This is a genomic window from Urbifossiella limnaea (assembly GCF_007747215.1).
In the GTDB taxonomy this organism is placed as follows: domain Bacteria; phylum Planctomycetota; class Planctomycetia; order Gemmatales; family Gemmataceae; genus Urbifossiella; species Urbifossiella limnaea.
In genome coordinates this window covers 7,252,854-7,266,194 of the sequence record NZ_CP036273.1, presented here as the reverse complement: position 1 = coordinate 7,266,194, position 13,341 = coordinate 7,252,854, and the positions used below count along the sequence as shown (strand labels likewise).

At 72.5% G+C, this 13,341-nt stretch carries 12 protein-coding genes; 7 read left to right on the top strand and 5 right to left on the bottom strand.

Features of this window, described 5'->3' with window-relative positions; translation table 11 throughout:
- Nucleotides 1–38 precede the first annotated feature (38 nt).
- Together ETAA1_RS29295 and ETAA1_RS29290 are read left to right on the top strand one after the other, a co-directional pair.
- Complete coding sequence (locus ETAA1_RS29295) at nucleotides 39–1,406, top strand: hypothetical protein (protein WP_145244150.1); 1,368 nt, start codon at nucleotides 39–41, stop codon at nucleotides 1,404–1,406.
- 88 nt (nucleotides 1,407–1,494) lie between these two features.
- Nucleotides 1,495–2,448, top strand: a complete 954-nt coding sequence (locus tag ETAA1_RS29290) for a DNA-methyltransferase (RefSeq protein ID WP_145244149.1) — start codon at nucleotides 1,495–1,497, stop codon at nucleotides 2,446–2,448.
- 59 nt (nucleotides 2,449–2,507) lie between these two features.
- Here the strand turns inward: ETAA1_RS29290 and ETAA1_RS29285 are convergent, their stop codons facing one another.
- Nucleotides 2,508–3,215 carry a hypothetical protein gene (locus ETAA1_RS29285; protein ID WP_145244148.1) on the bottom strand — a complete coding sequence of 236 codons (708 nt, stop codon included), beginning with the start codon at nucleotides 3,213–3,215 and terminating at the stop codon, nucleotides 2,508–2,510.
- A 198-nt stretch (nucleotides 3,216–3,413) separates the two neighbouring features.
- Complete coding sequence (locus tag ETAA1_RS29280; protein WP_145244147.1) at nucleotides 3,414–4,229, bottom strand: acyl-ACP desaturase; 816 nt, start codon at nucleotides 4,227–4,229, stop codon at nucleotides 3,414–3,416.
- 209 nt (nucleotides 4,230–4,438) lie between these two features.
- Here ETAA1_RS29280 and ETAA1_RS29275 point away from each other — a divergent pair, with 209 nt between their 5' ends.
- Complete coding sequence (locus ETAA1_RS29275; protein WP_145239544.1) at nucleotides 4,439–5,359, top strand: transposase family protein; 921 nt, start codon at nucleotides 4,439–4,441, stop codon at nucleotides 5,357–5,359.
- Between the two features lie 175 nt (nucleotides 5,360–5,534).
- Nucleotides 5,535–6,113 carry a hypothetical protein gene (locus tag ETAA1_RS29270; protein ID WP_145244146.1) on the top strand — a complete coding sequence of 193 codons (579 nt, stop codon included), beginning with the start codon at nucleotides 5,535–5,537 and terminating at the stop codon, nucleotides 6,111–6,113.
- A gap of 328 nt (nucleotides 6,114–6,441) precedes the next feature.
- Here the strand turns inward: ETAA1_RS29270 and ETAA1_RS29265 are convergent, their stop codons facing one another.
- On the bottom strand, nucleotides 6,442–8,961 hold the full coding sequence (locus ETAA1_RS29265) for a PHB depolymerase family esterase (protein WP_145244145.1): 2,520 nt from the start codon (nucleotides 8,959–8,961) through the stop codon (nucleotides 6,442–6,444).
- A gap of 226 nt (nucleotides 8,962–9,187) precedes the next feature.
- Between ETAA1_RS29265 and ETAA1_RS29260 the strand changes: the two genes are divergently transcribed.
- The gene (locus ETAA1_RS29260) at nucleotides 9,188–9,877 is read left to right on the top strand and encodes a DUF4058 family protein (RefSeq protein WP_145244144.1); all 690 of its coding nucleotides are present in this window, start codon (nucleotides 9,188–9,190) and stop codon (nucleotides 9,875–9,877) included.
- A 4-nt stretch (nucleotides 9,878–9,881) separates the two neighbouring features.
- Here the strand turns inward: ETAA1_RS29260 and ETAA1_RS29255 are convergent, their stop codons facing one another.
- Together ETAA1_RS29255 and lspA are read right to left on the bottom strand one after the other, a co-directional pair.
- The gene (locus ETAA1_RS29255; RefSeq protein WP_145244143.1) at nucleotides 9,882–10,526 is read right to left on the bottom strand and encodes a Uma2 family endonuclease; all 645 of its coding nucleotides are present in this window, start codon (nucleotides 10,524–10,526) and stop codon (nucleotides 9,882–9,884) included.
- Nucleotides 10,523–11,113, bottom strand: coding sequence for a signal peptidase II (gene lspA, locus ETAA1_RS29250; RefSeq protein WP_145244142.1), 591 nt, complete (start codon nucleotides 11,111–11,113; stop codon nucleotides 10,523–10,525). Before lspA ends, ETAA1_RS29255 begins: the two co-directional genes overlap by 4 nt.
- A gap of 248 nt (nucleotides 11,114–11,361) precedes the next feature.
- Here lspA and ETAA1_RS33625 point away from each other — a divergent pair, with 248 nt between their 5' ends.
- Both ETAA1_RS33625 and ETAA1_RS29240 read left to right on the top strand, forming a co-directional pair.
- Entirely contained in the window at nucleotides 11,362–12,723 is a 1,362-nt protein-coding gene (locus ETAA1_RS33625; RefSeq protein WP_145244141.1) for a TlpA family protein disulfide reductase, read from the top strand.
- Between the two features lie 37 nt (nucleotides 12,724–12,760).
- Nucleotides 12,761–13,318, top strand: a complete 558-nt coding sequence (locus tag ETAA1_RS29240; RefSeq protein WP_145244140.1) for a hypothetical protein — start codon at nucleotides 12,761–12,763, stop codon at nucleotides 13,316–13,318.
- The last annotated feature ends 23 nt before the right edge of the window (nucleotides 13,319–13,341 follow it).

Genomic DNA, 13,341 nt, shown 5'->3' with positions numbered 1-13,341 from the left:
CTCTCGGGGAACCGTTCGTCGCAGAAGGGGGGCGGAAGATGCTCCGCAAGCTCGTGCTCGGGCTCGGCGCCGCCGGGCTGTTCGGCTCCGCGGCCGTCGCGCAGTTCGCCGCCGACCGCGTCGGCACGCCCGCCGCCCCGAAGGCGGCCCCGCCCGTCGGCGGCTACGTCCCCCCGGTCGGCGGCTTTACCCCCGCCCCCGCGCCCCCCGGCTTTACCCCCGCCCCCGCGCCCCCCGGCTTTACCCCGGCCCCCAAGCTCGCCCCGACGACGCCCCCCGGGGCGCCGCCGATCCTCACCCCCACGCCGACCGCGGCGCCGGCCGAGCCGCTGAACATTCCCACCGCGCTGCCGGCCGACCACCCGTGGCTGCTGCGACCGGAGCACGGGCCGTTCGTCATCCTCGTTCGCAGCTACAGCCGACCCGCCCGGCCGAGCGCCGCCGACCCCGGCCTCACCGCCCGCCAGCTGGCCGAGGGGCTGGCCGACGAGATCCGCCGCCTGCCGCAGACCAAGGGGCTCGGCGTCTACCTGTACGAGCACATCTCGGAGGAGCGCAAGGCCGAGGCGCAGGCGCTCGCCGACGCCCGCCGCAAGGCCGCCGAGTTCGCCACCCGCGTCAACGACTTCCGCCAGAAGGCCGAGCTGAACAGCATGACGTTCCTCGACCCCGAGCACACGCTGCGGTACAAGTCGTTCAACTACCGCGACCAGATCGGCGTCGTGGTCGGCGGGTACCGCACCGAGGACGAGGCCGTGCGGGCGCTGGCCAAGGTGAAGGCCTGGCCGATGCCGTCGGACACGCGGCTGCTCGACGGCGGGGCCATTGCCAAGCAGGGCTCGGACGGCAAGGCCACGATCGAGAAGACGTTCCTCAGCCCCTACGGGCAGGCCATGGTGGTCGCCAACCCGACGATCCCGCGGCAGCTGCCGGCGCCGGGCACGGTGTCGCAGCTCGACCCGTTCATCGTGCGGCTGAACGAGGGCCGGCCGTACAACCTGCTGCGGGCCACGAAGACGTGGACGCTCGGCGTGAAGGCGTTCAACGCGCCGGTGCGGGTGCAGACCCGCGACGAAGAAAGTGTCGGCATCCGGCTGTTCGCCACGCCGAAGGGCGGCGACGCGATGGCCGCCGGGGCCGAGGCCGCCGAGCAGATGGCGAAGGGGCTGCGCGAGATGAAGCGGCAGGACGGGACGCCGCTCGGGCTGGAGGCGTTCGTGCTGCACCACCGCAACGGCAGCATGGTGACGGTCGGCCAGTTCGACGGCCCGACCGACCCGGCCCTGCACACGACGCGGCGGTTGCTCATGGGGATGCGCTTCCAGGCGGCCGACCCGCGGGCCGCGGAGAACGCCAGCCACTACCTGCACGAGAGCATCGTGCCCATCCAGATTCCGAAGCCGTGACACCGGGCTTGACACCCGCGGCGCGGGCGGCGGATACTCCCGCCCCCCGGGCCGCGTTCGGCCCGCGACCACACGGAAGTGAGTCGCCGTGCCCCACCTCGCGCCCGCCCGCCGCGCCGCCCCGCCGGCCGCCGCCTACACCACCGACCGCGGCCGACTCCTCGTCGGCAAGGCCGAAGACCTCCTCGCCGACCCGGCGCTCGACGACCTGCGCGGCCGCGTGCAGCTCGTCTTCACGTCGCCGCCGTTCCCGCTGCTGCGGCCGAAGAAGTACGGCAACCGCCAGGGCGACGAGTACGCCGCCTGGCTCGCGTCGCTGGCCATCCCGCTCACGAAGTTCCTCACGCCGACCGGCTCGATCGTCATGGAGCTCGGCAACGGCTGGAACCCCGGCACGCCGACCGTGAGCACCGTCGGCATCAAGGCGCTCCTGGCGTTCCAGGAGGAGGCCGGGCTCCACCTGTGCCAGGAGTTCATCTGCTACAACCCGGCCCGGCTGCCGACGCCGGCCGAGTGGGTGGCCGTGCGCCGCGAGCGGGTGAAGGACGCCTTCACGCGGGTGTGGTGGCTGAGCCCGACGCCGACGCCGAAGGCCGACAACCGCCGCGTGCTGACCGAGTACAGCGACGCGATGCGGAAGCTGCTGAGCCGCGGCACGTACTCGTCGGGCCGGCGGCCGAGCGAGCACAAGGTGGGGCGGCGGTCGTTCCTGGCGGACAACGGCGGGGCCATCCCGCCGAACGTGCTGGTGGCGCCGGCCGAGGAGCCGCAGGCGGTGCTGCCGATCCCGAACACGGCGAGCCGCGGCGGGTACCACGAGAAGTGCCGCAAGGGGAACGTGCCGCGCCACCCGGCGGCGATGCCGGAGCCGCTGGTCGAGTTCTTCGTGAAGTTCCTGACCGACCCCGGCGAGCTGGTGCTCGACCCGTTCGCCGGCAGCAACACGACCGGGGCTGTGGCCGAGAACCTGGGGCGCGAGTGGGTGGGCTTCGAGGCGGACGCGGAGTACGCAGCGGCGTCGCAGGTGAGATTTGCGGCCTGATTTCCACCGCTTGCGGCGTAGCGGCGTGTACGCCGCTACGCCGCAAGCGGCAAAACCCGTTAGCTAAACCGCTTCTTCGGCTTCGCCCCCGCTTCCACGTCGAGGTGCTCGGGGAAGCGGTACGTCAGTGCCGTCAGGAAGTCGAGCAGGTCGGACACGTCGCGGACGTGGATCGGGGCGCCGCCGGCGCCCGAGCCCTTCGTCAGGAACGCCACCTCCTCCACGCGGCACCAGTCGAGCGCCGCCTTCATCGCGCCGCGCACCTCCTCCAGCCGGGCCACCGGGTCTTCGTGGCCGCTCTTGCCGGACAGGCCGAGGAACGTCGCGGCGCCGGCCCAGTCGCGCGGCTCCTCCGGGTTGTCCTGCCAGCGGCGGAACTCGGGCTTGCCGGCGTACACCGCCACGGTGTCGTACAGCTCGCGCACCGTCACGGCGCGCCGCACCGGCTTCACCTTCGCCCCGCCCCGGAGCTTCGCGGCCGCGGTCTTCCCGGCCGGCGTCAGCTTGTAGACGTTGGGGCGGATCTTCTCCAGGTACTTGTTCACGACGGGGCTGCTGGGCTTCTGGCCCATGATCTCCATCATCACGCGCTTGTGGTCGGGGTACGACTGGGCGTACCCGCGGAGGCCGAACCGGAAGCGGTCCAGCGACCACGCGGCGACGGTGAGGTCGAATTCGGTGAACTCGTCCTTGCCGGCCGAGGCCAGGTCGTCGGCGGCGAGGAGCACAGTTTCGGACGCGGTTTGCTTCGGCTGGGTGGTGACCACGGGGGGTGCCCTTGACGGGGCTCCGGTGCGGGAGCGGGGTGCCTGTCTGATTCAGGCTAATGGTCCCTACCGCGCCCGCAGCGCGAACGTGAGTCAAAGTGAGCGAGCTCCCGAAGCCGGGGCCGCGCGCCGCCGGCAGACGTGGCAAAACCGCTACAGTCGGGGGAATCGGAAAAGCGCCGCCGCTCGCGGCGGAACTCAGGGGGTCACGATGCTCTTGCGCACCGCGGCCCGGTTGCGCATCTCCTGCTTGTCGATGCCGAGCGCCAGCAGGATCGGCTGGTACACCTCGGCGTAGAAGTTGTCCTCGTTGAAGATGTTCAGCGACTTCACCGCGGCCACCCGCCGGCGGCTGTCGGCCAGCAGGTGCGTCGCCGGCATGGCGAAGCCGTTCAGCACGCGCTTCAGTTGCTCGATCGTGCCGGCCCGGTCGTCGGCCAGGTGGAGCTTCAGGATCTTGACGTAGAAGTCGTAATGCGCCCGCTCGTCGGTCGCCACCAGCATCAGCAGCTTCGACAGCGCCGGGTCGGACTCGCCGACGAGCAGCCGCAGGTTGCGGTAGTGGAGCCACGTCGCCAGCTCCTGCGACATGGTGTAGCACGCCAGCCCGCGCACGTCGTCGGTCGGCAGCTCCCACTCGCCGATGACGGCCCAGCTCTGCACCTCCTCGATCTGCTCCTCGGTGCGGTGGCCGCTCTTCACGAGCCACTCCTGCATCACCATCGAGTGCTTCGACTCCTCGTAGCCCCAGTTCGCCGCGAACCAGGCCCGGCCGCGGGTGCCGCGGACCAGTGGCAGGAACTTCCCCACGTAGTCCGGGAGGAACAGCTCGACGGCACAGAACGACTCCACCACGTCGGCGATGGCGTGGCTGGTGTTCGGGTTGCACTGGTCCCAGGGGATGTCGAGGCGCATGTTCCAGCGCCGCCGCCGCTCGGCGAGGTCGAAGAACTCCTGGTAGATCTTCCAGATTTCCCGCTCCATCGCGGGGCCGTACGGGGACGACGCGGACATGGCGGCTCCGGCGCGGGCGGTACGGCTCAGTATACGACGCCGGGCGTGCGACCCCGCGGACAATCAAAGCTCAGCCCGAGTGCGGTGTGTACACGGGAGAGGGGGTGGGGTTCCCCGGACGCATTAGAGGGGCGCCGCAATAGCCGGGTAAGGGGTGGGGTTCTAACCTGGCTGAGCTCACGGCTCCGACCCCACACCAACACTCGCCCATGATCGCACGTCTCGACCGCCTCCGGAAGAACCCGGCCGTCTTCCGGTCCCTCACCGGGGTCACCCCGGACGTGTTCGACGCCCTCCTCGCCGACGTCCTCCCGGCCCTGGCCGACGCCGACTTCGCCCGCCACGACCGACCCGACCGGAGCCGCGCCGTCGGCGGCGGCCGCACCACCGGGCTCGAACACCCCGACCGCATCCTGCTCGCCGTCGTCTGGCTCCGGGTGTACCCGACCTACGCCGTCCTCGGGTACCTGTTCGGGGTTTCCGAGTCGGCCGCCCGCCGCCTCGCCGGGTGGTCCGTCCCGGTCCTCGCCGCGGCCGGGAAGGACACCATGCGAATGCCCGACCCGGGCAAGCACCACCGCCGCGACCTCCCGGCCGTGCTCCGGCACACCCCCGGGCTGGCCGTCCTGGTGGACACGTTCGAGCAGCCGACGCACCGGCCGAAGCGGCGGCAGCGGGCCGACTACTCGGGGAAGAAGAAGCGGCACACGGTCAAGAGTCAGGTCGGGGTGGACGAGGAGACCGGGCGGGTCGTCCACGTCCCGCCGAGCGTGCCGGGGCCGACGGCCGACCTCAAGCTGTTGGGGCGGTCGCGGCTCCTGGGGCGGCTGCCGAAGGGGGTCGGGTTGATCGGGGACAAGGCGTACATCGGGGCGGGCGAGTTGCGGCCCGGGGTGGTGTGTACGACCCCGCGGCGGAAGCCGCGGGGGAAGCCGCGGCCGGCGGCGGACGTGCGGTACAACCGGGCGGTGTCCCGGCGCCGGATCGTGGTCGAGCACACGATCCGGCGGCTGCGGGTGTTCCAGTCGCTGACCCAGGTGAACCGGCACGGGCGGAAGAGGCACGAGGTCCGGGTGCGGGCGGTGGCCGGGCTGGTCAACCGGATGATCGACGCCCGGCCGGCGGACTGACCCGTTCTCGGGGAGGGGGACGGTCGTGACCGCCACTATTACGGCGCGCCTCTATTGCGTCGGCGGCACGACAGAGTATCAGACCGACCGCCGCCGGCACGTTCGGCCGAAAGTCGGGATTGATGCGTATCCGGCGACAAGTTATGCCGCGCCCCCACTGCCCTGGGGGACCGCCATGCGCCTGCCGCTCGTGTTGCTGACGCTCGCCGCCGCGGCGGCCGCCGCGCGGGCGCAGGACGCGCCGCCCGCCGCGCTGCCGCCCGCCGCGCCGGTGAACGTGAACCAGACGGTGGTCATCGCCGCCCCGGCCCCCGACCCCGGCGAGCCGGTGCTGGGCCTCGACCTGATGCTCGGCCAGCTGTCCGGCATCCGGCCGAGCATCGCCATCCACCGCGGCGACCGCACGGCCCTCGTGGTGGAAGCCTTCTACGGCGGCATCCTGACGAAGCTCGGCACCTCGGAAGGCGCCGGGGCGGGGCTGCGGTACAACGTCAGCCGCGGCAACCGCGACGGCGTGACGGTGGGGCCGGGGGTCGACGTGCTGTTCAACTTCCGCGACGGGCAGGCGGTGATCTTCGCGCCGACGGTGGACGTGGCGTGGCGGCGCGACTTCGGCGACCGCGTCGGCTGCTCGCTGGGCATCCAGGCGGGCGTCGGCGTGGGGCTGAGCGGCCGGTACAGCGGCCGCGACGACAAGGCCGCCGCCGGGCAAGTGACGCCGCTCATCAGCGTGTTCGGCGGGCTGCGGTTCTGACGGGGCGGTGCCTTCCGTAGTAGTCCGGCTACCGATCGATGTCGGGTGCGTGTTAGGCCGGGGCGCAAGCCCCGTTGCGGTCCAGAACCCCGACGGGGCTTGCGCCCCGGCCTAACGGCTCGCCGGTCCTCCCAGCGACGAAGCCCGACGTCGATCGGTAGACGGACTAGTCGGTCGGGTCGAGGCTCTGCGAGGCCCGACGCGGGGCACGACGTGCGTTGGATGAAGAACCGCGGCGATAGCGCCTCCGGGCTACCTCCCTAACTCCTTTACGCCCCGCGTCGGGCCTCGCAGAGCCTCGACCCGACCTACCAGACCAAGCCATCTCTCAATACGGGCTCTGGAACTCCAGCCGCGCCAGGTACAGCATCCGCCGGTCGCCGCGCTGGTAGTAGTCCTCCAGCATCACCGCCGCGTCCGGCTCCAGCACCCGCGGCCGCCAGCCCACCGCCGGGCTGCCGTTCAGGTTCACCCGCACCGGCTTCGACCAGTCGATCATGTCGCGGCCCAGCCACACCGAGATCGTCCGCACGCCCCGGCCGCGCAGCTCCAGCAGGTTGTTCCCCTTGATGTCGCCCATCAACTCGGCCGGCGTCACGTTGCGGTTCGGCGCCTCGCGGTTGGTCAGGTTCGCCGCCGCGATCCGGTCGGCGCCCAGCCAGTAGAAGCGGTTGTCCGTCTCGCGGTTCGTCTGCCAGCCGTACCGGGCGCCGCCGCCGAACTGGAGCGTCGCGGTGCCGTTGGCCCGCCGCTTCCGCCCCATCCAGTCGAACATCACCGGCACCTCCGCCGGGTACCACTCGATGCCGCGGCCCTTGTACACCACCTGAATTGCCGGGAAGCCGTTCGCCGTCCACCGCTCGTAGAGGTAGCGGAGGTTCTGGTTGGCGTCGCCGGCGAGCTGGCCGCTGACCACGTAGAACGGCAGCTTCTGGGCGTTCTTCCAGTAGTTGATGAACAGCCCCTGCCACTTCGGGTTCGGGCACACGGCCACTACCCCGGCGAACAGGTCCGGGTGCGATGCGCCCACGTCCATCGCCATGTCGGCGCCCTCGCCGGCGCCCATCAGGAACACGCGGTCCGTGTCCACGGTGAAGTGGCGGATCGTGTCGCGCAGCACCTCGGTGACGAGGTCGTGGTCCTCGCCCTTCCACTCCCACTGGTTGCGGTTGCCGAACGCGGCGGCCCAGTCGGGGGCGACCAGGATGTAGCCGTGGCGGTCGGCGTCGGCGGCCGCCGAGCCCAGGAACTCCTCGGGCTTCACGCCCGGGTAGGTACACATGACGACGACCGGGTACGCCCGGCCGTGGTGGTACTCGGCGGGGAGCCGGACGCAGTAGCCGACGCCGACGGGCCGCTGCCCGTGAGGGGCGCTGGTGCGGCGGTACACGTTGTCGGGCACGTTCGGGCCGGCCTTCACCGCCTCGCCCGTGCGGGCGCTCAGGTTCTCGGGCTCGGCCGGCGGCAGCAGCGCGATCACCTGCGCCAGCTCGTCGAGGCCGACGGTGCTGGCCTGCTGGTACTTCGTGAGCGCGGCGTTGCGGGCGTTCACGTTCGCCCCGCGCTGGTACTCCAGCGCCGCCTCGCGGGCGTTCCACACCTTCTGCGCCCGCACCGGGTCCGGCGTCGCGCCCGTCTTCCCCTTCGCCCACCCGCTGATCGCCGTCGCCAGCAGCTCGGCCGGGTTGCGCGTCGGTGGCTTGCCGGCGGCGCGCTCCTTCTCGGCCTGCGCGGCGAGGTTCACGAAGAACTCGATCCGCCCGGCCGAGTCGGGGTGCAACTCCGCGGCGACCGTCTCGGCCGCGGCCGCGAGCGCCGCCGTCTTCGCGTCGATCTTCGTCGGCAGGGCGAAGCGCGCCAGCCCGCCGCCGGCGGCGACGAACGGCGCCGCCTTCCCCGCGCCGGTCAGGTCGTCGGTGATGGCCGTGAGCAGCCGCTTGCCGAGGGCGTACTGGTCGCGGGCCGTCTCCCACCTGGCCTTCGCGGTCGTGAGCCGGTCGAGGCTCTTGGGGTCGGCGGTCTTCTCGGGGAAGGCGCGGAATAGCAGCCCGGCCCGCTCGTACCGCCCGGCCGCGACCGCGACCTCGGCCTCGACGGCGACGTACTCGGCCTCCGCGTGGTCGAGCTCGCGGGTGACCTTGTCCACCTCCTCCTGCGCCTCCTTCGCGTAGGGGCCGGGGTTGGCCTTCGCCAGCGCTGCCAGCTCGTCGCGGGCGTCCTTCAGCCAGCCGGCGTCCTTCTGGAAGCGGGCGATGGCGGCGCGCTTGAGCGGGTCGGCCTTGCCGTCGGCTTCCACGAGGTCGGGGTGCGTGCTGAGGAGCTTGCGGACCATCTTGGGGTCCATCTCGGACGTGCGGTACGTGAGCGTCCACTGGTGCGACCGCGACGACACGAAGCAGCAGTACGGGTCGAGGTACGTGACCTGCTGGTCCACGCGCTCGAACCCGGCGGGGACGTTGAGTTCGAGCGTGCGGCGCCAGGCGGCGTCGAAGTCGGGCGTCTTGCGCGGCGACCAGGCGACGGGCGGGGGGTAGTTGTTGGTGCGGACCTTGAACAGGTTGCGGTAGGCGCGGTAGTCGGGGCGGACCTTCACGTCCTTGCCGACCTCGCCGAGCTGCTTGTGGTGCGACGAGAAGATGACGACGCGGGCGCCGTCGTCGAGGAAGTCGAACCCGTTCCCCTTGGCGACGACGAACGCCTGCCCGGTGGCCGGGTCGCGGATCGTCTCCATCTCCTTGCCGACCTTCCCCTGGACGACGAAGCCGTCCTTGAGGATGACGACGTCGCCCGGCGCGGCGCCGGCGAACACGGCGAGGGCGAGGCCGGCGAGGAGCGGGGTGCGGGGCATCGGCGGACCTCGGCGGGGCGACTCGGGTTCATTGTCCCCGGGCGGGGGCGGGGCGCCAATGACGAATGACGAATGCCGAATGACAGAACGCGAGCCGGCGGGCCGCGTGAGCGCCGCCGCGGTCGTTCGGCATTCGGCATTCGGCATTCGGCATTCCCGCCGCCCCTTCACCGCGGCCTGAGTCGTCGGCTACAATGCGCACGCATTCCCCCGCAAGGGTTTTCCCATGCCCAGTCCGTTGCCCGGAATGGACCCGTATTTGGAGCACCCGAAGCTGTGGCCGGCGTTCCAGCACCAGCTGCTGGCGTGCCTGTACCAGGTGCTCCTGCCCGGCCTCGTGGACCGCTACCGGGCCCGCGTCGGCACCCGCGCCTACACCACCGAGATGGCCCTGTTCACGTCCGTCGTGAAGGAGGACCACAGCGAGGAGTACATCGAGGTGCGCAACCGCACCGACGGCCGGCTCGTCACGCTCGTGGAGGTGGTGAGCCCGACGAACCGCACCGCCGCCGCCGGCCGGGCCGCGTACCTGGAGCGCCGCCGCGACGCGCTGGCCCAGCGCGCCGGCGTCGTGGAGATCGACCTGGTGTTGCAGGGGACGCCGACGCTGACGTTCAACCGCGACGGCCTGCCGGAGTACGACTACGCGGTGACGGTGACGCGCGGCGCCGCCCCGGACCGGTACGAGATTTACACGACGACGCTGGCGAAGCGGCTGCCGAAGTTCAAGGTGCCGCTGGCCGCCGACGACCGCGACGCGCTGCTGGACCTGCAGGCGGCGTTCGCCCGCGCCTACGACCTGGGGAACTTCGGGGCGCAGGTGGACTACAGGGCCGCGCCGCCGCCCGACGTGCCGCTGGCGGACGCCCAACGTGCCTGGCTGGACGACCACTTGAAGAGTTTGAAGCTGCGCTGAGCGATCAGCCGAGCAGTTCGGCGGCCGGGATGTCGGCGACGCGGCGGCCGTCGAGTTCGAACGGCACCGCGTCGGCCGGGCCGTACTGGTCGCGGGCCGCGTACCCGCCGGCGGCGGGCTGCCGGTACACGATCACCAGCCGGTTCGTCACGTCCACCACCCAGTCCGCGGGTACGCCGGCCGGCCCGTACATCCGCGCCTTGTCCTGCGTGTCGCGCACCAGCGACGTGTTCGACACCTCGACCAGCAGCCCGACGTCCGCCGGTTCGGGGTGCCGCTGCCGGTACGCTGCCGCCGGCCCCCGGACCACCGCGAAGTCCGGCTGCGGCTCGCTGTCCGACAGCCGGAGCGCCGACGGGATGCGGTAGCACCACCCGGCTGGGCGGCGGGCGTAGAAGGCGTCGGCCACCCCCTGCACCGCCCCGTCGTGTTCCGGGTTACCGGGCAGCTTCAGCACCACGTAGCCTTCGAGTAACTCCACCCGGTCCGTGTCGTCGATGATCCCCTCGTCCACCATCCGCTCGTACTGCGCCACGCTGAACCGGGCGATCGACGCGACGCTTCCGTACGTCACCGGGGTCGCCGGGATCGACGGCGGGGGCGTGGCGGCGGGTGCGGGGAGCGTGGCGGCGGTGATCGGAGTCCTCACGCGGTCGGGGCCTCGGCGGGGCTCGCCGGCGGCGGGGCGAACACCGCCTGCACCAGCAGCAGCCCCGCCCCGACCACCAGGCAGCAGTCGGCGAAGTTGAACACCGGCCACTCGATGCGGTAGAAGTACATGAAGTCGCGGACGCCGCCGAAGACCACGCGGTCGTAGAAGTTGCCGAGCGTGCCGCCGAGGATCAGGCCGAGGGCGATGCTCAGCCACCGCTCCCGGCTCGGCTGGCCGCGCAGGCCCCACGTCAGAATCGCCACCGCCGCCGCCAAGCTGACCACGGCGAAGAACCCGTTGGCGAACCCGCGCCCCGCCCCGCCCATTCCGAACAGCGCCCCGTGGTTCACCCGCGGCATCACCTCGTCGCCGCCCGTGCTCCAGGTTTGCAGCGCCCGCAGGGCGCCGTCGCTGACCGGCGCGGACGAGTCGTACTGGGCGATGAACTTGAACCACCCGGGCACGAGGTCGTGCTCGCCGCGGTGGTACAGCTCGCGGAACGAATAGTACTTGGAGCCGAGGTCGGTCGTGAGGGCGAACGCGGCCAGCCCGAGCAGGAGCCACCGGTAGGAACGTCCGGTCATGTCGGCCTCGGTGGAGCAAGCGAACCAACCGTCACGCTAGACGCCCCCGCGGGGCGCGTCAAGCGACGGGGTATACCGGCGGCGCGGGCGGGGTGCGAGAGCGGTTGGCGCGAAGCTGTGCGGGTCGCCCCGGTTCCCCGGCCCGCCCCGGTTGCCCGGTCGCAGCGGCCCCGCGGGTGGGCTTGACCGCGACGCCCCTCGCCGGAAAGATGCGCTGAGCCCGGCGGTCGGCTCAATCGGGGGAAGCCATGCGGCGCGGCGGGGGCGTTCTCATCGCGGCGGTCCTCGCACTCTCGGGGTGCAAGTGGGCCGGCACGCGCCCCGCCGACAAGGACAAGGAACTGCCCGCCGCCGCCGCCAGCCGGCCGAAGGGCGGCGAGGTGCCGTGGCTCGACGAGGCGCTCGGCAAGCTGCCGGGCGGCGACACCGGCGTGCCGAAGGCCGGCTCGTGGGCGCACCCGAAGGACGGCAACTTCAACCCGACGGCCGAGAACCGCGGCGTGCTCGCGGGGCGGGTGCTCGACCCGTACAACCAGCCGGCCAAGAACGTGTTCGTCCGCATCGAGGCGGCCGACGCCCGGCCCGGCGAGAAGGCCGCCGCCGGCGTCTACGCCGACGGTAACGGCTACTTCCTGGCGAACGGCCTCCGCGCCGGTCAGGCGTACACACTCACCGTCAACGCGTCCGCCGACGGCAGGCCGCTGTTCGCCACCGTGCAGACGCGCCCCCCGCAGGCGGCGCTGGTGCTGGCCCTGCGCGACGACCTCGCCCCGGGCGCCGCTCCGTCAACGGCCGCACCGGTGCCCCCGGGCACGACGGTCCTTCCGCCGCCGGCGCCGAGCACCGGGCTTCCGCCGCCGTCGGACCAGCTGCCGCCGGTCGCCGTGCCGCCGCGGCCCGCGGACGGGAGCTGGTCGCCGAGCGGCTCGGCACGGCCGGGCGCGGCGGGCGTGCCGCCGACGCTCGGCGGGCCACCCGCCGCGCCCGCGGCCGTGCCGCCGGCGCTGCCCGCACCCGACCGCACCGCGGAAGGCCCGACGGTGCCCGGTCGGCCGCCGGCGGCGAACCTGCCGGGGCCGCCGCCGTTCCCGCCGCTGCCGGTGCCGCCGGCCGTGACACCGCCGGTGGTGGCGCCGCCCGCCGGCCCGACGGGTCAACTCATGTCGCGGCCGCGAAACGCGGCGAGCTTCACGCTGCTCGACCCGCTGGACCGGCCGTGGGACTTCGCCACGCACAAGCACGGCAGCCTCGTGCTGCTCGACTTCATGACCACGACGTGCGTGCCGTGCAAGCGCGCCATGCCGACGCTGAACGAGCTGCAGGCGAAGTACGCGGGCAACGGCCTCGAACTGATCGGCGTGGTGTGCGACGACGCCTCGCCGCGCGAGCGGACGGAGCGGGCCGCGCGCTACGGCCGCGAGCAGCGGCTGAACTACGTGCTCTACACCGAGCCGGGCCAGGACGCCGGCGCCGTGCGCGACCGGTTCGGCGTCGAGGTGTACCCCACGGTGGTGCTGCTGGGGTCCGACGGCTCGGTGCTGTACAAGGGGAACCCGAACGACCGCAGCGGCCAGCTCGAAAGCGTGATCCAGCGGAACCTCCGCCGCTAGCGTTGCACCTCGCCCGCACCCCGGCTACGCTTCCCCCATGACCCCCTCCCATCCCGCGGCGATCGTCGCCCTGCTGCTCGTGCTTGTCGCCGCGGGCTGTGGCCGACCGCCCGCCGCGCCCGACGCCGCCCCACTGTCGCGGGAAGAGGTCGAGCAGAACCTCCAGGCGCAGGCCGGTGAGTTGGGGCGGGCCGTCGTCGCCGAGGACCACGAGCGGGTGGCCGGGCTCACGCACCCGGAACTGGTCAAGAAGCTCGGCGGCCGGGACAGGTACGTCCAGCGCCTCGGCGAGATCGCGGCCCAGATGAAGGCCGGCGGGTTCCGGATGGCGGCGATCACCCCGGCGCGACCGTCCGCGCTGGCCGAGACCGCCCGTAAGTGGTTCGGCGTCGTGCCGACCGAGGTGGAGATGACCGGCCCCGGCGGGGCGCGGACGACGCTCCGGTCGTACCACATCGGCGAGTCCGGGGACGGCGGCCGGGCGTGGCGGTTCGTCGACGCCAACGGCGTTAATGGTGACCGCCGGAAGTTGACGCTGATCATCCCCGACTACCCCGCCGACCTGCCGGTTCCCGTGAGCCCGCCGCCGCAGTAGGGCGCTCGCCGGCCCAGGACGAT